The sequence below is a fragment of the Desulfosporosinus meridiei DSM 13257 genome, from assembly GCF_000231385.2.
Taxonomy (GTDB): domain Bacteria; phylum Bacillota; class Desulfitobacteriia; order Desulfitobacteriales; family Desulfitobacteriaceae; genus Desulfosporosinus; species Desulfosporosinus meridiei.
On the sequence record NC_018515.1, the window covers coordinates 1,999,839 to 2,019,691 of the forward strand.

The window sequence follows — 19,853 nt, forward strand, 5'->3', positions numbered from 1 at the left end:
TGACCTTAATTTGACGAAATACTTGTCCAAAGCCATGTTTATGCGCTTGTTGGCATATAATTTGACAAACTAAAATATCCCACGTTTTCACGTTTTCACGTTTTGGGACAAAAATGGCGTTGACGGACTGATTTGGCCATTTTGCTATACAATTCGGACATTGACGGTCGTCTTGCCGCAAGGAGCTATAGTCCCAAAACACAGCTATAACACATGCCACTATTCGGCGGAAAACTTTGAAGTTGTCATTTATTGTCGTTCCGCGTCGGGTCCAGGAACCTTTGCGGCGCGACAAGTTCAGCCGAGTAGTGTTAGGGTTACATACTTATTTTGCAAGTGTAAACCAAGAGTTTTTGAGACCAAATATTGGTTGAGGGTTGACCTGAACATATGTTTGGTCTAATAATATGTTGTGACATTAATTGACAAAAAGTTGTTTATAAATCGTATATTAAAAAATGCTTAGAGCCAAACGGTATAGAGAAGAGCTTTGCTTACTTTGAATTTAACAAATGTATGAATTTCTTGGATTAAATCGATTACGAAAATTAATATCGTGTTATAGAGATATTGAATAAGGGAAGGGCGAGGTAAATTATATATGCTCTTTATTAAATCAGATCTCGGTGCACAATCAGCTTGGAAGGGTTATTCGTCTCAGACCCTATATATTGCTTCAAGGATAATGGAGGATACAGCCAATGACGAGTACTATCCGGAACACCTTGAAGATCTGTTGATTAAACGTGATGGACAAGTTGTTGAAGCTGTACAGGTGAAAAACCTATCCGACCCTCTTGCTATCTCTGATTTAGCTTCAACCAAGGAGTCCAGGAGTGGAGAAGGTTTTTTTAAGAGGACATCAAGTTTACGCAATTCCGAACGTATGCTTCAAACACTACGAATTGTATATTTCGGGGAATTGGGACAGGAGTTGCAGGAACTTTCTAATGGGGATATTTTAACTCATAATAAAATCAAAGATAAACTCATAAACAAACATGGACTATCAAATGAGGATGCTTTATGGATTTTAGCCAAAATCCGTTTTCAAAAGGCTGATATTCAATTGTTGGAAGAACAAATACTTAGCCAGCTTCAATCTTATGTTCCCACGATGGCAGCTCCGGAACTGGCCCGCACTCTTTTAATTCAATATATCTCCGATCTGTCTAAAACCAAAGGTTATACCTCGTTGGCCCTGTGGAAGGAAAAAATATATAAAATCGGTACGGATATAGCTGCCATGGACGGATATTACAAAGAATATCAAAAATCCCTAATCCGGCTGTGCGACATGATCTCGGAAAAGCCACTGGAGATACTTAAGCAAGAATTTTCACAGGGTATTTCTACCCATCCTGCGCATATTCGGAATAATTTAGACTTTGTTCGTAAAGAATGGCTAGACAAACTCGACGCGGCACTGAGCAATTATAAAGCCGTAATTATCAAAGGGGTGTCTGGGCAGGGAAAAACCGCCTTATGTCATAGATTTCTTTTGAATAAGTATCCTGAACAGCTTGTGTTTTGCATCAGACATGTACAGTCGCCTCGCCAGGCTGAAAATCTGGTAAGTGCCATGCAAGGCATTCTTAAACATGCCCGGGATATTATTTTATATATTGATGTCAATCCGGGAGAGGTCAATTGGACCCTATTGCTTCAGGAACTGCAGGCGAGAGGGGTTTCGGTTCCGGTCTTGGTATCCATCCGGGAAGAAGATTTTAAATTAGCTAAAGCGGATGAAAGCGTTATCTCAATCGATGTGATCGAATTGCATTTTTCCAAGATAGAGGCGGAAAATATTTTTACGGCTTTTACATTGGAGAACCCGCATCCGATTTTCCGAAGCTTTGAGGAAACATGGCGGCAGTTTGGGGAAGAAGGTCCGTTCTTAGAATTTATTTATCTTCTCAACAATAATCAGACCTTGCGGCAGCGGCTGCTTATACAGATAGAACGCTTAATCAGCGAGAAGAATCCTGACTCCTGGCTTATGCTCCTGAATTTGGTTTGTTATGCCGGGAAGATAGGTTGTCCTGTTCTACATGAGGATGTTAAACGTGAATCTAACTGCGACACGGCCATTGCCGCTTTGGATAGAATGAGTAAGGAATATTTACTAAAAAGTTCCGATGACGGCCGATTTATTGAAGCGCTTCATCCTTTACGGGCGGCTATTCTTTACAATATCCTTCAGGAGAAAATTGCTTATAGTCCTGCCGAGCTGCTTATTACAGCGATAAAATGTGTCGAAGGCCACTATCCACAAATCATGTTAATGGATTATTTTACACATAATCCATTTAATCCGTCAGTAATAAGTGCGCTTACTGCTGTTTCATGCCGTGACTGGACTATGTACGCTTGTATACTGAAGACAATGCTTTGGCTTGACGTAAAATTGTATGCCGAACGCAATCAAGAGGTATATGACCAGCTTATCGCTGAAAAGGGCAATGGCTGGCTCGTTTTTTCACCCCTTGATATTTCCGGTCAATTTAGGCCAAATATATTTATCGCAGAAGGCATGGCGGATAATTTCCCTGAAAAGGCGGAAGCGATACGAAACAATATCGAATGGATGAAAAATTCACTGACCAGTACGGTTATTACTTATGAGACAGTAGATCTTTGGGTGAAAAATGCGAACGTCCCGCTCAACGCGCCTAAAGCGGATGCTGAATGCTCTGATTTTGGTTACGCTTTATTTTGGTTAGCCAAAAGAGGACAAATAATTCAATTGCCATTTCCACATGAGATACTCCAAGAAACGGCTAAAGACGGTGACATCCAGGCTAAGGCGGATATGGCGGCCGGCCTTTATTTTCAGGAGAAACAGGATGATTATGCGCTTTGCGTAGCGATTTTAAGAGCCCGTATTATACAACACTTTCGTGTAATTAAAATGACAGTCATGAAATCGGAAGTATGCTATGAGTTTGTCCCGCCATACTTTGCTGATGATGAGAATAGTCATTTGCCCAAGAATTTCAATCATTACTGGGTCATGAATATGGTGGATATCTTAAGCAAGCTATATCCGGATAAAGAATTTATCGGCGCCAAACTGATTGGGGTTGATTTGTTTCGTGATTTAGGGATACAAACAATGGATTATCAGAAACGAATTAATCGATCCGATTTACCGTATGAGTGGATAACAGAAATAAATTCTTGGTTTATAACTCGTATAAATTACGGAAAAAGACCTGCAGACTGGAAAGAATATGTTAAGCGGGTAGACACCATACGCCGGAATGCTTTGGATTTGATTTATATTGTTATTGAAACACTAGATTACCTCTATAAAAAATGTTCTATTGATCAAGCACGAATTGATAAATTGCTAAAAGCAATCGACCTATTTAAAAGCCTTATACACGATGAATTCCTTCTTCCTAAAAATGCAGTTGATTCCTATTGTTTGTATCGAGAGGGTATGTCTTCAAGCGATAATGAAAATGAAAAAAATAAGTTGATGAAAACAAAGCGAGCCCCTGTCTTTTCTGGATTTTCTTTGCATTTTTATCAGGATCTTAGAAAGAATTTTCATGATGTATATCAAAGTTTAGATAATTTCATAAATAATGGCTTTCCAAATATACTGGCTTCACGAATTAAAAGAGAAGAAATTGATCAATCGAAAAATCCAAGGCTCACACTTATTAACTTGTGCGATGCTTCTAAAGCGCTTTTGCGAATGCAGCAAGAATTTAACAGACTATTTTTTACCTATGTGGCAAAAGACTATCCTGCATTCGAACAAAATGAACAAGAAGAAATGCTTACGCTGCTGAATCTATGGCATCATGTATTAAGCAATCCACCCCGTGGATTTACACTGAGATATGAAGCCAGACAATATTACCGGAAAACAGGTAAGTTTGTTAAAGACGGCTTTGAAAAAGCTGTCTCCGCAACAGGAAGAGTTGTTATTATGGATAAATCAGCGGTTGAAGACAAAAAAACGGTATATTTGTTACAGGATTACGATCCTTTTCAGCAAATACCAATTGAAAACATGCTTAAGGATATATACTTAAATTTACGCAAGCAATGGAAAGACGCCGCAGAATTTCAGAGTATGCGATGGTACTTGGAGACCCAGTGGCCCAAGATGGTTTTCGTACCCTTGTACCAAGGATTGCCTATATTTGGCGGGTTCCAAATGCCCTTGTATAAAATTTTGGATACTGATGAGGATCAGCTTGTCACCTCTTTATTTGCGGCAGAAATTCCGGTGGAAATTTTTAATCAATTGGATATTGAGTATTTTAGAATAGAAACCTGGCAAAAGGCTGTCGGCAATATGGGGAAATTAAGACTGTTACTCATTCAGTATAACGATGTAGTAAAGCATATATCAGGTGAATCTGATGTTTGTGAACAAGGTCTTGTGATTTATTTGCAGGCATTGTTCAACGATATTGCCGAAACTATGATGAATATCATAAAGCTTATTGAACCGGGAACCAATATTCTAGCCAGTACAGGAGATGCTGACGTAGAGGAACTCTTTGCTCTCATGACTGCCCCTTTGAAAAAGGCTGAAGACATTGAAGACATCGTGAAGTCGCTTTGTCCCTTTGATGAATTGCCGGAGCAACTAAATAATGCGGTGCTTGCCATGGTGCTCTTAACGCCTTGGCTCATAAAGAACCGAAAAGCTTCTACACATAAAGATTTCTATTAAGCCAGGAGTTCTTAGACTTATTAAAACTTGAAATACCTTGAGTATGAGGTTTTTAGAAGGAACAAGACCGTCTATTTGAATCGGATTTTGACAAGTTTATCAAGCAAACCCTGGGGCCTGACCCAGGGGACTCCGGTACATAAGATGTTCCATGGACCAAGAGGATCAGACCTTCTCTGAGTTTGATAAGCAAAGGGGTGAAATCGGTGCAGATTTATCCAATACTATTAGGTTACGTGAAAAGCGAACAGCGCAGCGGAAAAGCGGTAATGAAACTTGAAGATATGATCAGTTTCATTAAACAGAATCATCCGGAGTTTAAAATAAAAATAGATCAACCGGATGGGTACAGGGAATTGTATGATGCCATTAACCGGTTAATTAATGAAGATATCCTCAAAAAGATGAGCCCCCGTAAAACTACGGTCGAGCAGCCTCCTTTGGCACTGAAATACAGAATTTGCAAAGAGGATGATGAAGATTCAACTGGGTTAAAAAAGGAAATTCTCAAGTTAAATCGTGCTTTCAGTTTAGAGTATTATCTCTCTAACCCCAAACAGTATCTTCAAGATAAACAGTATATTCAAATCCTTGGGGATTATCTTCATCAAGAAGAGAAACCTCTATTAAGCATTAATGAACTATCTTATCAGCTTTTTAATGACGAAAAGTTCTTTAAAGGAACAGATGAATCGCATGGGGAAGCAATATTAAGAAACTTAGGTCTTACTTACGCCGATTTGAATTGTTACTATGCCTATGAGCCCTTTATTTATCATCTTTTTTCACAAACCAACCAGACAAGAAAAACCGGACTGATTATCGAAAATAAAGACACATACTGGTCATTCGTCCAGTTGTTGTCTAACCACGCGGTATCCTTAGATATTGATTTTTTGATTTACGGTGAGGGTAAAAAAATTATCAGCAGCTTGCGCTATCTGGAATTTTTAAAGATTGATTTAGATTACCTTTGGTATTTTGGCGACATTGACCGAGAGGGGGTCCATATCTACTTTAATTTAAGGGAAGCTTATCCACGGCTTAATATCAAACCCTTTATTTCAGGCTACGAGAAGCTGGTCAATCATACTTTTGATAGAATATTGAATAGGACGCCTAAAGCACAGGCTTACAGAAAAGAGGATGCCAAAGACTTTTGTGACCATTTTTCGTCTCTTTACAGGGACAGAATTCGGAATGTTTTGGATAAAGGTCTCTATATCCCCCAGGAAGGGTTATCTCTCGCCGGTTTGATTCAGGAGTATGCCTATGTTTGATCTGATGGAGCATCTCAAAGATCTGGATACCCGAATCGATAATATTAAGAGCTATAACGCCTTTTTTGCAATTGCAAATTCGATCAGCAAGGACAAATGTCCTTATGATCCTTATGTAATGGTTTTCGGGTTACTCACTTTTTTATTCTATGAAGGAAAACTGGCTCTGAAAAAAATTGATGTTAGCAGTATTATTGATTTTTACAGGAAACTTATCGCTGAAACCATGGATGCTGAGCTAAGCCTTGACGATGCCCGGGACTTGACCTATTACCTCTTAGAAAAAATGCAAAACAAAGGCTCGGGATTTGATCTGAAGTTTTATAGCCTTAAATATAAAAGTGAACGAGAAAAGAAAACTAAGTTAATCGATATGAAACTGGATGAAAAAGCGGATAAAATTTATTACTATATCACCAATGAGGGATTAGATTTCTATTTAAAGACCAAAGAGTTTATTGATGAAAGCCAGGTAACCACCAGTCTATTGATCTTCCGAGCGCAAATCAGAAGCGGCTCGTTCGGTAATGCGCTTGAGACGGTCAGAGAACTTAAAATCCGCGTCCATCGCCGCCTTGACCAAAAGAATGAACTGTTGGATCTGCTTTTATATGGCCAAGGGGAAGAGAGCGAGAAGTACAGGAAGTATCATAACGAAGTCAGTCTTTTGTTTGATGAGGAAGCGGCGCTTTTTAATGATGTCAGTGAGCTGTTAACGAAAGTTCGGGAAGAGTATCTGGATAAAATAAACAAAAAAATGCTGACCAGAAAAGATGAGGATTCCCTGACAACACTGACGAAAATTGACCAGGAAATGAAAGAAACCGTATTTCTTCATAAAACATTGCTTAACGAAGCTGCAAGCCTTCCACGCGAAAAGGAAAGAATCCGTTTAATGCGTCTGAACTCCGCCTTTTCAGTCCGCTTTGGCTTTGAGCAAGAACTGGAAAAGCTGATCTCCCAAAACACTAATCCTGAAGGGCTGAAGTTCTTTTTTGAACCGCTGCTTATGCCCAATGTAAAAAAAACATTTAATATCCTCAAAGTTTTTGCCTCTCAGAAAGTTACAGCCGCCACAGAGGACGCTGATGATGAAATCGAAGACCTTGAAGAAAAACCCTATACAGAAAAATTTGATGATGTGGTCAATGCGAGAGTAGGAAGCAACTTTACGTTCTATGTGATGTCGCTTCTGAACCTTCTTGCAGAAACCTCTCACTTCGATTTAAACGACTGGGCGTTAAACCTGCATGAAATTCAGGGACCGGAAGCTGTGAAAAACGCGGACTTTATATCTTTTATCATTCAGCTTAACCAGTTCGAAAAACAAGGAAAAGAACGCGTCATTAATTTAAATGCTGTCAGGCTTAAGTCTAAAAGCGAAACCATTGAGGAGAAGTTTGACAACGCTTACCTAGAATCCCTGCTGAGTCAACTTGCCCCCCGAAGCTTGGCAGAGATCCGGATCCTGCCCGAGCCTGAGAATGATATTGAGTTGGGATATGGCATCAAGGTCACGAATCTGCTGTTTAGAGGTGTAAGCAATGATTACGAATAAAGCGACGCTCGAAAAGGCCCTGGAACTGCTCAAAACCTTGCTGACCAAGCAGGAAATCAGCAGGGAAGACGACAGGGATTTGTATGAGGATTATCTTTATAACAGCGAAGTTGAAGAAATTCTGAATTTAGTGGCCGAAAAACTGGAGCTAGATATCTATAGCTACAACGAAAAAATATTCCTGACACCCGGGATAAACAATAAATTATTTGGCTATACCCATGAAGACTTAAGAAAAGCGCTTCCTTATGTGACGCGGAATTCGGAACTTTTTATGGCCTATTTCATTATTCTGGTCGTCATTACCTTATTTTACAAACAATCCGGCGCGGACACCAACAGAGGATACGTCAATATGACCGAAATTGTGGAATCCACAACCCAAAAATTAGACGCCCTGGTTGAAGTGGAAAATTTAGAGGCTGTCAGCTCGGAGTATTCTTTTAACTTTGCCGATATTGCCAAACTTTGGGAGAACAAGTCTTTTGCCAAACAGACCAGGTTCGGGGAAATCAGCAATCTCGCTTCCACCACTAAAATGGGATTTGTCCATGGAGTCTGTAATTTTCTCCAGGGTCATAAGCTCATCAAAGTAGTTGATGAGCAGGGCCTGATCGTGCCAACCAACCGCTTTAAGGGGATCATCTATAACTTCTTTGAAGATAAAGAGAACAAATCCAAATTATTAACCTTCGTTGAAAACCTGGGACTGGTCAATAGGGAAGGGGAATAAGATGACACAGATTAACAGAATGAGGGTCGTCAATGTTGCGTTCAACGGGAACAGGTCTCATTTTAAAGACTTCAGGTTAAGTTATTTCGGAAAGTCAGGGACCTATGATTTATATAACGGCGGCGGAAAATCGGTATTGCTGCTGATGCTTCTGCAACCGACCCGCCCAGGCTCAACCCTCGACAAAGAACAGCCCTTGCGCAATATATTTATCAATACCGGTTCCAACCACACTTCTCACTCCCTGATTGAATGGGTCCTTGATGAAGGAAGCGCTTATAAATATCTTCTGACCGGTTTTTGCATCCGGGCGACCAAAGACACTAGCGGTAATTCTGCAGATCATGAAGATCCCAGCAGTGATATCGTTGGTGTGGATTATTTTAATTACTATCACCTTTACAATAATCCGAATGAATTTGATATTAATAACATTGAACTTGTCAGGGAAGCAGAGAATAAAACCACCTATATCGGCTTTGATTCTCTCAGAGATCTACTGGAAGAAAAACAGAAAACCAAAAACATCGACATTTACCCCATGAGAAAAACAAAGGACTACAAAAGATTCCTGCGCCACTATGGCATTTATGAAGCCGAGTGGAAAATGATCATGGACCTGAATCAGGATGAAAATTTTGTAGCCCGATATTTCCGTTCCAACAATACCTCGAGAAAACTGATCGAAAACCTGCTCATTATGTTTATCGAAAATATGGAACACAATACCCTTCAAAATGTTAGGGATTCTCAAACCTCCGGCATGCTGCTGGCCAAAGGGCTGATAGAAATCCGGGAAAATTTAGAACGACTGCATAAAGACAAACTGCAAATCAACGACTTTAAAAAGATTCGGGGTTATTATGAACAAGTAAAAGATCTGACTAAGACCTTAAGCCAGGACTTTGCGGATTATGAAGCGCTGCAAAAACAGTTTGTGATGGTAGCCAATAAGATCAACAGTGTTATTGATGAACTGGAATTGGAGGCCTCCCTTATTGGCCTGGATATTTCCGAAACTGACCAAAAACTACAAGCGCTTTATTATAAAAAAGACTGCTTGGAAGTGCAGGCCAAAGGATTGGCAAAAGAAAAGGTGGATTTTGAGATCAGTTTGCTTCTTGACGTTATAGAAGATTTCAAGAGAAAGATCGAAGATGCGGAACAGAAAATAAACGAGTCAATGGCTCAGAATAGTTATTGTGATTACAAAGATGTGGAAAGTGACATTGCAGTCGCGGAAACTGATCTGGAAAACTTAACGAAATCTGGGGAGGAAATCGATCAGGAGTGGAATAGTGCCGGCTATAACTATAAAAGAGAAGTTGAAAAACAAATCCAGGCCTTTAGCCTGAACCTAGAGGACGAAAACCATCAATTGAGTTCTCTGCTAAAAAAAGAAAAGGGCTTACGGGATGAGAAAGGGGGTCTTGCAGAATCACGAGCCAAAATAAGCAGTGATATCGAGAATAAGGAGTCGCAGTTGGAAGACATAAATAAAGAGCTGGCCAAAATAACGGCCTTTCTTAACGAAAGCGGCCGGATAAGTCAATTATTGCAGCCTTCGGAAGGAATCCGCAAACTATCTGGGGAAATCACGGACTGCCAGTTTGCACTAACAACAGCTGCGGACAATATCAGTGATTTTAACCTGGAGCTGGAAAAAATCAAAGACCTTTTGACAGAATCAAAGCACCAAGTCGCAATGATTGATCTTGAAATAGTCCCTTTTCAGAAGAAATTTGACGAGATTATCCAAAAAACCTCAGCGTATCAAGGAATAGCGCTGACGCATAGTTTTAAAGGAGAGCCTCCGGATCTTCAGCCTCTTCTTGAAAGAAACAAGGCAGAATTGGAAAGTCGAAAATATGATTTGAAAGCGCAAATAGAAATAACGGCTCAAAAACAGCACTTGTTAGCGGAGAAAGGTTACTATGTTCCCAACCAGGAAGTGATTCGTTTACAGGAGTATGTAAAGGCTAAATTGGGAGATGCCTTTCTGGGAGCCGAATGGCTGAGTGATGTGGAAGATAAAGAAGAACTTTTGCAGCAAAATCCGCTGCTTCCTTATTCGGTATTAGTCACGAATAAGGTATTTGAAAAGCTTAAGACAAACCTCGCAACCTATGGTGAGAGATTCGGAGATTATGCTATCCCTATCCAAAACCTTGATGCTGTAAGAAAAGGACAGGTCTCACCAAATGGAAACATGATTTTTAGTTCCGGGCGGACCGAACTCTACACGGATAAAAGCAAATTTACAGCTTATACCCATTCTTTAGCCCAGGAACAGGCTAAATTGGAACAAGAATTAAAAACAATCGTCGGTGATATTTCCATTCTTAAGGCTAGCCTGAAGTTTTTAGAAACCTATATTCCTCTGTTGAATCAAAAAGAGGAACTTGAAACTATATTAACAGCAAAAGAAGAGGAAAAGGAGCGGGTTGAGGCTTCGATCAAAGAGAACTCATGGCGGATGAAAGACCAAGAAAGGCTGCTTGGAAGAGAACAGAGAACCGAAAAGAAGTTGGAAGCCGATCTGGACCATCTTTTGAAAGTGATCCGGCGATTGGAAACTTATCAAGAAAAAGATGAACAGGCTTCCTTACTCCAGAAGGATATTAAATCTTTACGAGACCGGTTGTCAGACATTAATCAGGATATAGAATGGAAAGATCATGAGATAAATGAAATTGCCGCCAAAATAGAAACGAGCAGGCAGGCACTGCAGGATATACATCTTCAGTGGACTTTGTCGAGTTTGGAGCAGAAATCTTTGGCGCATTTTGAGTCTGGAATTTTCCTGGATTACGGATATGAGCAGGCCAAAAGCAGATTTGAAAGCCTAAATGCCAGAAAAAGCGGAATGGTTCAGCAGAGGGAAACTATCGAAAAAAAATTAAAGATTTGCCGGGGCAGAAAAGAAAACTTTGAAGATACGCTTCGAAATTTTGGCTTTGAAGCCGGCTATTTTCGTGGGCTTGAAGATGCCGGCCATCCTGTTAAGCGGATCAGTAACGAATCTATGGCTTTGCTCAAAAAACAAAAAGATGATCTTAACAGGGAGTTAAAGAAACAGGATAAATCTCAAAAGGAACTGGAAAAGAAAAGCATTGCGCTTGAGACCTCAATCAATGAAAAAATGGAGAGAATTTATGCATCCTACCGCCGAGCGTTTGAACCGGATGAGTCTCTGGGCCTAGAAGAAGAGATTGATCTAAAAATCAAAGAAACTCAAAATGCCATTGATGGGAATGAAATTCGAAAAAAAGAGTGTGTAACAAAGCAAAACTTGGCTATAGAAAAAAAGAATCGCCATCAGCAAGAATTCTTCAAATTCTCTGTACCAATTAGGGAATTTGGAATCGTAACCGATGAAATAGCCTCTGAGATTTTGGATTTTGAAGAACTGAACGGTCAGTATATTGGCAATAAAGATCGCATTAAACGCCATGGCGATCTGCTCATTACCAAGATTAAGATATTTATTGAAGATGCCAAAAATATGTCAGTCCAATATGCCGAGCCCCTCCAAAAGTTCAGGTTTCCCGGAAAACTGTCGGAGTCAGAGAAACAACTTGAGGAAATCGATTATTGTGTTGGGATTATCAGTGATAAAATCAGCGAAATTGATGAAGAGATAAGCACCTTGAAGGGGTATAAGGAAAACCATGTTAATCTGTGTTTGCAAAGAGCAGAGGAAATTATCCTTGAGTTAAAGAAAATCAATACCCTGCCCGCTATTCAAATCAATGGCCAGCTTGAGAACATGGTGAAAATTGAGTTTAAAGATTTTTCCGAAGAGGACAAGCGGGGGAGAATGGGTGAATATATCACAACCCTTGCGCAGCAGGAGTTTGAGATCAAAGCTTTAAGCCAGAAATTAGCGGCTAAATATCTTGTCGATCGGATTACGGATCTGGACCGGGCGAAGGTTAAACTTTTTAAAGTGGAAGCGGACTCAGAAGAATCCCGGTATCTCGAGTGGAAGAATGCCGTAGGTTCAACCGGTCAAAAATCCTCCTTATATATTGTCTTTTTGATTTCTTTGATTTCATTTATCCGGCTTATTGGAAACCAGGCCGATTTTGGGAAATCGAGCAAAGTTCTCTTTCTGGATAATCCTTTTGCAACGTTTGCCTCACCTTATCTTTGGGATCCCATCTTTAAAATACTTAAAGAAAACAATGTTCAGTTAATTGCTTTCGCGCATCAGATCAACAGCCGAATTGTCTCCGGTTTTGACATTAACTATATCCTGGGAGAAGAAATAGCGGCCAACAGGAAGAAAATAATCGTTAAAGAAGTTAAAACCGAGGTTGACATGCAACAAATGGACTTTGAAAGACTAAACTATGTACAAGAAACCTTTTATTAAAGAGATTGGTCAATAGAGCTCGGCTTGGTCTGAGGTCAATCATGTTTCGTAGTTTGCCAAACATTCAAATATGCAGAAGGAGACTGCCGTCAGCTGGGATGCCGCCGGAAGTCTCTTCTTTTAGTTGAGCACTTAGCCTTGGAGAGAGGCCCAAAGCTCATTGCTTGTACCAAGAATCTTACGCGCGTAAGATTCTTGGTACAAGCCCGGGAGCTGGCTCCCAACCATCCGACACCCGCTATCAAGAAGTAAAATAGTATTTTTCGCATATCAGCTATTACAAAACCTATATTACATCTTGTGAGTAGTTTTAGGCTACTATTGTAATAGCAGATAAAATGCACAGTTGTGATCCAATTGTAGGTCTTCCGCTCATCAAGGGGAAGTGGAACCGCGTATTAGCTTAAGTTTGAAAGGAGTTAAAACATGACAAAGCAGATTAAACACGAACAGATTGCGCATATTATCACAAAACAAAACAGCCTAGAGCAAGCAATGCTGGCGGAATTCGCAGCAGGCACTTATACCATTGCTAACCCTCTGGTTAAATTAAATCCCTATGGGGTTTGTCCTTTAACGGCTATGGTCTTATTTGAAACTCCGGTCATGACGGAAGCGACTATCGTTGTTAAAGGAAAAGAACACCCTGGAGATATTCGCCATACCTTCCCTGCCGGCACTAAGCATATCCTGCCTGTGTATGGCCTTTATGCTGATTATGAAAATACCGTTGAAATTGTCATGGCCAATGGTCAGAAAAACACAATTCATATTCAAACAGCTCCTATCCACCCCGATGTACCCTTACCAACCTCGATTAAGACAACACCTGAGTATATGGGACATAATCTGATGTTCCTGACAGCTGCTATGCGATCGATGCCTGTAGGCTATGACTATGCAGGGGATGTTCGCTGGTATTCTAATGAGAATTTTGCCTTCGATCTGAAGCGTATACCTAATGGACATATTTTAATTGGCACTGAGCGCTTGGTTAAAATGCCTTATTTTACAACCGGACTTTACGAAATGGCCTTTAGCGGTAAGATCTTTAAAGAATACCGTACACCCAGTGGTTATCACCACGACCAATTTGTTATGGAAGATGGCAATATCTTAGTGCTGTCCTTTGATTTTTATTCCGGGACCGTTGAAGACATGTGCTTACTCATCGATCCTAACACAGGGGAAGTCTTAAAGTCTTGGGATTACAAAAACGTCCTGCCTCAGAATGTGGCGGGATCGGGCAGCCAGGACGAGCATGACTGGTTCCATAATAATGCCGTCTGGTATGATAAGAAAACCCACAGCCTGACGTTCTCCGGACGTCATCAGGACGCCGTGATTAACCTTGATTTTGAAACCGGAAAGTTGAATTGGATCCTTGGTGACCCAGAGGGCTGGCCTCAGGAAATGGTTGATAAGTATTTCTTTACCCCCGTTGGCGATGGAGAGTTTGACTGGCAATATGAACAGCATGCCAGTGTTGTTTTGCCGGATGGGGATATTATGCTTTTTGACAACGGCCATTTCAGAGCAAAGAATAAGAAGAACTACTTGGCCAACAGCAAAAACTTCTCCCGTGGCGTCCGCTATCGCCTTGATACGGAGAAAATGACCATCCAACAAATTTGGCAATACGGTAAAGAGCGGGGGGCTGAATTCTTCTCTCCTTATATCTGTAATGTCGAGTACTATAATGAAGGACATTACATGGTTCATTCCGGAGGCATCGGCTACGAGAATGGTGAGACCTGCGAGGGAATGGCCGTAATGAAAGTCATGCAGCCGGAATTTAAGGATAGTATTACCTTCAACTCCATCACCTGTGAACTTAAAGATGATGTCCTGATGTATGAATTACAGGTACCCGCCAATTGCTATCGTGCAGAAAAGCTGCCCCTTTACTATGCTCATGAGACCGCTGAATTAGGTGCCGGAAAACTTCTCGGCAATTTAATTGAGACCGAAACTACGAAAATGAAGATCAAAGCTCAAGAAACCGGTGAATTAGTACCCGAACATTATGAGGCATCCATCATCGAGGAAGAGGACCGCCTGACCTTTAACGCCATTTTTGAAACCGGCGAAATGGCCCAATTGCTCTTAGTAGATGAGGCGGGTGAGGTAAGACGTTATCCTATAAATACCGTCGCTCAGAATTTCCAGGCTATGTGTGTAGGTACTTTCCAAAAGGCTGATCCTCGCAATGTTGACGTATTCATCAATAAAACCGGTCTATCCGGAAACTATCAAGTTATGCTGGTTGCCGAAGAAAAACTTTACGAAACCGGCGTAACGATCTCCGCCTAGGGTTTGGAGGGTGGCCGTTGTTGTGCGGTCAGTGCAGGGAAAGTCTTAAATCAGCTGAGTTGCCAGGATGCCTTTTGCTTGGCAGGAAAAAATCATATATTAGTGAAGGCAACTGTCGGCAGCTTTGACCCTGCCGGCAGTTGCCTTTTCCCTTCTTTGTCCAATATTAATGTGTCGTACCCTTCAAATTAAGTAGGGCAACGCCGATAATAATTAACACGATACCTAAGCCGTTATAGAGATTGAGTTGTTCTTTCCAATAGAGAATGCCGATCACGGCCGTTAACGCAGTTCCTACCCCGGCCCAAATCGCGTAGGCTATACTCAAAGGAATGAGTGAATGAGTCGGATTTTATCGATCCATATCCAAAGTATGGAAGACTGTATCGTGTTTGGGGAGTTATAGGTGATTTTGCAGATGTGAACTTTTTTTACTTATATGAAGATAGTGACGGATGGAAGGTTGATAAATGCGGAACAGGGCCTTAATAACGACTAATTCTCTTCATACTTTCTCAACAATGATATCCTGACAGCGGATAATCAGCTCAGGCATACCTTCCCTGCCAAACAGCATATGGGCTTCATAACCCTTTTCCCTGCGATACAGCTCCTGATAAAGCCAAGTGCTCCCTATAATAGGCTCTTCCCGCCTGATCATTTCAGCGGCGGTAAAGGTAATCCTGTTATAATCCGTGAATCCGCCCTGCGTGTCGAGATACATGATAACATCTTGATCAACGCTAAACGCTGTTACCAAGCAATCGTGAAAAGCGAATCTTTCCCGGATGATTTGAGGGATGTCCTCCACCTGCTGGGCCTTGGAATACTCGTTTGAAACCCGCTGTACAGTCATTCTGTTTTCTTCACTCAGGCTTTTTAATTGCTGCAGAATGTCTTTAGTGCAATAACCCAGGGAGAACACCCGCATATCGGCTATTTGCTCCAAAAGCTCGCGGGGAAGCCGGTGGGAGGTTTCTTTTCGGAATGTCTCCTGGAAAATGGGAAATTCCTCCTGGCATTGACGCATGTCGAAGGACGGGCGGGCATCGTAATCCGCTATCAGCTGTTGGATGCGCTCTTTTTCTTCGGGCGGCATAACGTGAACAATTTTATCTTCTTCTTTAATCCCTTCTCCGTTCATAAATTTAGCAGCCGGCACGAGGGTGCACCCGTCTTGCTTCAACATAAAACGAGGGTCAACATCGTAAACTTCGCGCCGACTTTTGATGAATTCTTGCTCTTTTCTTTTATAGAGCTCCAAATAGAGTGCTTCGTCATAAACAGCTGCGCCGTTGTGTACGCTCATGCCAAAATGCAGCCCTGTACGCTGGCACAACTCGTACCATTCCTTTGTAAGATACTTCATATGAACTCCTCTCGGCAAATACATGTGCGGCAGTTAGCCGCAATTACTTTGATAAATTCCATATTACATTTAGTTCGATGGTGTTCCAAAATATCCTTCTAAAGTCTCAATTCTACTACTGATGGATTAAGAAACTACAATTTGATTAGTCCACGCAAGGTGGCAGCACTATGGCAAGGGGAGAATCCCTGGGAATCTGGTACAGCAATCAGTGATAAAATGTGTGGACTCTTAACAATTTGCAAAGACTATTCTAGAATGTATATAAGTTGGAATTTATGAGAGGATTAACTGTAATATGCCCATATCAAAACAGAAATAGAGAAGGTACAGGCTGGGCTTGATTATTCTAGGGAGGAAAACAAATGAAAAGAAAAGTCAGTCAACAGGTTAGAGGTTATAGAACAAAGGACGGAGCCGGAGTGAGTTTGGTCAGGGTATTGGGAAACGGGACGGTTCAGGAATATGATCCGATTTTGATGCTCGATTCCTTTGACAGCACAAATCCGGAGGACTACACAGCGGGATTTCCAATGCATCCCCACAGAGGTATTGAAACAATTAGTTATGTGTACCGTGGATTTATGACTCATAAGGACAGCTTAGGAAATGAGGATACAATAGGTGATGGAGAAGTCCAATGGATGACAGCGGGTTCCGGGATTATGCATGAAGAAAAATTGCCGGCTGCCAAGCGGATGCTTGGTGTGCAGCTTTGGCTGAACCTTCCCGCTAAGAACAAAATGGCACCGCCAGCTTATCACTGTATTAAAAACTCCGAAATTGAGGAAATCAAGTTTGCTTGGGGCAAGCTTAGATTGTTGGCGGGCGAATTTGAGGGAAGAAAAGGATATATGGGCAAATATCTTCCGCTTAACTATTACGATTTGCACCTCAACTCCAATGCAGCGATTGTTTTGAATACAGAAAGTGAGCGCTCTGTCATGGTGTTTACTCTTTTAGGGGACGCCTATATCGGAGGTGCTCTGGTAAAGGAAAAGACGGCAGTAAAGCTTACTGCTGGAGATGAGGTAGAGATCAAGGCTACAGATGAAAAAGCCCAAGTTTTATTTATAAGTTCAAAGCGACTGGCTGAACCGGTGGCTTGGGGCGGTCCTATCGTAATGAACACAAAAGAAGAATTAAATGCAGCGTTCGCTGAATTAAGAAAAGGCACATTTATCCAAAATAAAATCTCTTACTGACAGTGTAATTGATAACCCTGCCGGGTAAACATCCGGCAGGGTATTTAATGTACTTGCCGTTTTAACAAACACCTCTGTCCGTTTAACAACAGCGAGTAATTAGCAGAAGCCAACAAGCTTTGTTTAATTCCATAGTATAAGCGAGAACTCTATCATAAATAGCAGACAAGTGAAAATTAAATAGGATGGCTGACTTCAATTGTAATCTGACTTATAATGGGTACAGATACAAAAGAATTTTGCAATCAATAACACAAAAAATTCAATAGAAATGTTTGAGGTGGGCAATGCGCATAGAACAGCTCCAGCATGTTATAGAAATTGACAACAAAAAATCCATATCTAAAGCGGCTAAAACCTTCTTTATGAGCCAGCCCCAGCTCAGTCACTCGGTTAAGACACTGGAAACGGAGCTGGGTTATAAAATTTTCCGGCGCAATAAAGAGGGTCTTATTCCTACCGCTCAAGGAAAAGAAGTTTTGAAATTAGCTCGGGAAATCATCAATAATGTGGAAGAAATGAAAACCATCGGCAGCAGGGAAGGAGACCTGGCGGGGAATTTGAGCTTGACACTTGAACCCGCTGTTTTTAATGCCTTTGCTTCTCAACTCGTTAAACGCTTTTATAATATGTATCACAATGCCAACCTGATGATTACCGAAGATATGCCTCTCTCAGTGATTGAGAACGTGGCAAACGGGACTTGCGCCTTGGGGGTTACCGGCTGGCCCGATGAACAGGATGAGACCAGGAAGCAGCTCCTCGATGCTCAAAATATTGCCTATCATGACGTGTTGAAGGACTATTTTGGCTTAATGGTCGGGGACAGGCATCCTTTATCCCAAAAAGAGGTCATCACCTTAAGGGATCTTGAAGATATGACCTTTGTGGATTATAACGGCTTCACGGAAAGCTATTTAAGAATGTTTGGGATAAAACCCAAGAAGCCATCCATTATTGTTTATAACCGTGAAGTTTTAAAATCAGTCATTGCTGCCAATGAAGGAATTGCTATTTTTCCGCGTTGCTTTTCATTTAATGATATTTATTTCCAGCAGGGATTAATTAAAATACGAGGGATAGAAAAGGTTACGGACCAGGTAAAAATGACCATGTATCTCCTCTATTACCGGGCCGGCCACTTATCCCCTTTAACCAAGCAGCTGATTAGAATGATTATTGAGATAACTCGAGAAAATATACTAAGGAGCCTGGCCTATCATGCGCATAGAACAGTTTAAACAAATTGTTAAGATTCAGGAGCAGCAATCCATCTCCAAAGCGGCCAGCGACCTGTTTATCAGCCAGCCTTCCTTAAGTATATCTGTCAATAACCTGGAAGAGGAACTGGGTCTGAAAATATTTGAACGAAGCAAAGCTGGAGTTGCCGCCACGGAACAAGGGAAAGAGATATTAAAGCTGGCAGAAAATATTCTCAACTTAAGTGACAAGATCATTGGAATCATGGAGGAGACTAATGTCTCTATCAGGAATCTGCAGATGGCACTACCGGCTGCCTTTGCCAATGTTATAGTGCCGGGACTCCTCAGGCAGTTCCGAGAACTCTACCCTAATGTAAACCTGCATATTCATGAGACGACTTATTATGAAATAGTCGATTTGATGGATAAAGGCATCTATTCCATAGGCATCGTCAGCTTCGGGAATGGTATGGAATACAATTTCTTTAACCAGCTCAAGGAGAAAAACATTGCCTGGGAAAAGGTTCCCGGTGGAGAGCATTTAAAACTTTCCCTTTTTATCAGCAGCAATAATCCTTTGGCTGAGCGGGAATGGGTCAGTGCTGCTGAGCTGAAGAACATACGGATGATTTCTTACAAAGAAAACTACGCCAGGATGTCCAAAGACCTGGAACGTTCACTCTACAAACCGGTAGTCGTCAGAGATATTGAACTGTTAAAGAAACTGATCAGCGATGACTTTGGTTTTTCGATTTTTCCGGAGACCCTGGCAGTTAATGATCTCTACGTAAAAAGCGGGAGAATCAAGGTTATTCCTATTAAAGGCATAGAGTTAAACGAACAAGCCAATATTTATATCCTCTACTCCAACAGGGAATCCTTATCCTTTATCGAACGGGAATTAATGGCAATTGTCAAAGAGTTGATTGCAGATCAGTTGTAACTAATCTTTGAGCTTATCTTATGTCTAAATATACTCCCAGGATGAATACCTGGAAGTATATTTTTTTTGACATATTAACTATAAGAAAACCTATATTATTCAATTTACTCATTTTAATCTACAATAAAAAATGATAAAGCTAACTATTAGTTTTGCTTATCGTTTTTGCGCAA

At 41.0% G+C, this 19,853-nt stretch carries 11 protein-coding genes; 9 read left to right on the top strand and 2 right to left on the bottom strand.

The genetic code is table 11. From position 1 onward, the window contains the following. Positions 1-601 precede the first annotated feature (601 nt). The 6 genes from DESMER_RS09180 to DESMER_RS09205 all read left to right on the top strand — a co-directional run bounded on the left by DESMER_RS09180 (position 602) and on the right by DESMER_RS09205 (position 14,961). Positions 602-4,699: a hypothetical protein gene (locus tag DESMER_RS09180; RefSeq protein ID WP_014902772.1), complete on the top strand. Its 4,098-nt coding sequence runs from the start codon at positions 602-604 to the stop codon at positions 4,697-4,699. A gap of 206 nt (positions 4,700-4,905) precedes the next feature. Continuing rightward, positions 4,906-5,979, top strand: coding sequence for a Wadjet anti-phage system protein JetD domain-containing protein (locus DESMER_RS09185; RefSeq protein WP_014902773.1), 1,074 nt, complete (start codon positions 4,906-4,908; stop codon positions 5,977-5,979). Then, the gene (locus tag DESMER_RS09190) at positions 5,972-7,537 is read left to right on the top strand and encodes a hypothetical protein (RefSeq protein ID WP_014902774.1); all 1,566 of its coding nucleotides are present in this window, start codon (positions 5,972-5,974) and stop codon (positions 7,535-7,537) included. Before DESMER_RS09185 ends, DESMER_RS09190 begins: the two co-directional genes overlap by 8 nt. Further along, a complete protein-coding gene (locus DESMER_RS09195; RefSeq protein WP_014902775.1) occupies positions 7,524-8,270 on the top strand; it encodes a DUF6063 family protein in 747 nt (248 codons plus the stop codon). The genes DESMER_RS09190 and DESMER_RS09195 overlap by 14 nt, the downstream gene beginning before the upstream one ends. 1 nt (position 8,271) lies before the next feature. Next, the gene (locus DESMER_RS09200) at positions 8,272-12,648 is read left to right on the top strand and encodes a coiled-coil domain-containing protein (RefSeq protein WP_014902776.1); all 4,377 of its coding nucleotides are present in this window, start codon (positions 8,272-8,274) and stop codon (positions 12,646-12,648) included. Between the two features lie 426 nt (positions 12,649-13,074). After that, a complete protein-coding gene (locus DESMER_RS09205; RefSeq protein WP_014902777.1) occupies positions 13,075-14,961 on the top strand; it encodes an aryl-sulfate sulfotransferase in 1,887 nt (628 codons plus the stop codon). 166 nt (positions 14,962-15,127) lie between these two features. On the opposite strand, the gene DESMER_RS22995 is transcribed toward DESMER_RS09205, so the two are convergent. After that, positions 15,128-15,289: a DMT family transporter gene (locus DESMER_RS22995; protein WP_282433072.1), complete on the bottom strand. Its 162-nt coding sequence runs from the start codon at positions 15,287-15,289 to the stop codon at positions 15,128-15,130. 177 nt (positions 15,290-15,466) lie between these two features. Next, on the bottom strand, positions 15,467-16,330 hold the full coding sequence (locus DESMER_RS09210) for a DUF4085 family protein (RefSeq protein WP_014902778.1): 864 nt from the start codon (positions 16,328-16,330) through the stop codon (positions 15,467-15,469). A 365-nt stretch (positions 16,331-16,695) separates the two neighbouring features. Here DESMER_RS09210 and DESMER_RS09215 point away from each other — a divergent pair, with 365 nt between their 5' ends. The 3 genes from DESMER_RS09215 (at position 16,696) to DESMER_RS09225 (ending at position 19,680) form a co-directional block, all read left to right on the top strand. After that, positions 16,696-17,535, top strand: a complete 840-nt coding sequence (locus DESMER_RS09215) for a pirin family protein (RefSeq protein WP_014902779.1) — start codon at positions 16,696-16,698, stop codon at positions 17,533-17,535. 287 nt (positions 17,536-17,822) lie between these two features. Beyond that, positions 17,823-18,776 (top strand): LysR family transcriptional regulator, encoded by a 954-nt coding sequence (locus tag DESMER_RS09220; RefSeq protein ID WP_014902780.1) that lies wholly within the window; start codon positions 17,823-17,825, stop codon positions 18,774-18,776. Further along, positions 18,757-19,680, top strand: coding sequence for a LysR family transcriptional regulator (locus tag DESMER_RS09225; protein WP_014902781.1), 924 nt, complete (start codon positions 18,757-18,759; stop codon positions 19,678-19,680). Before DESMER_RS09220 ends, DESMER_RS09225 begins: the two co-directional genes overlap by 20 nt. Positions 19,681-19,853 lie beyond the last annotated feature (173 nt).